The organism is Pseudoalteromonas sp. S1610 (assembly GCF_005887465.1).
Taxonomy (GTDB): Bacteria; Pseudomonadota; Gammaproteobacteria; order Enterobacterales; family Alteromonadaceae; genus Pseudoalteromonas; species Pseudoalteromonas undina.
Window position 1 is genome coordinate 1 of sequence record NZ_PNDI01000128.1, and the last position, 384, is coordinate 384.

A 384-nucleotide genomic window follows, 5' to 3' on the forward strand; every position below is an offset into this window, starting at 1 on the left:
AACTAAACTCGCTACCCATAACGCCAGCAGGCTCGGGACGAACCAAATTAAAAGTATCCAGTTAAATATTGGTGTTTCACAAACATAAAGACGAATTAATAAAGGATTATCATCCAAAGTTGTATTGATTAACAACAAGCCAGCTATCGCTGATAAAATAAAACCTGCAGAGCGGTATAACTTACCCAGCTGCCCTGCACTTTGCGCGCGATATAAATAAACGCAGCCTAAAGCAAGCAAGTTACAACTGAGCATTACTTGTTCATAAAAACTTAAACAAACCAGCTGAGGGTAGTGACCTGCCAGTTGATACGTGGTGTCGGTTTTAACAAATAACGCTAACAAATTCATATCTGCTAATTCCAGCAAATTTGTTTGATATGA

The 384-nt window shown here is 38.5% G+C and carries 1 protein-coding gene; it reads right to left on the reverse strand.

The window, feature by feature from the left end:
- Positions 1 to 384, reverse strand: a 384-nt coding sequence (locus CWB77_RS18080) for a DUF2339 domain-containing protein (RefSeq protein WP_138623871.1), incomplete at both ends; no start/stop codon positions are given.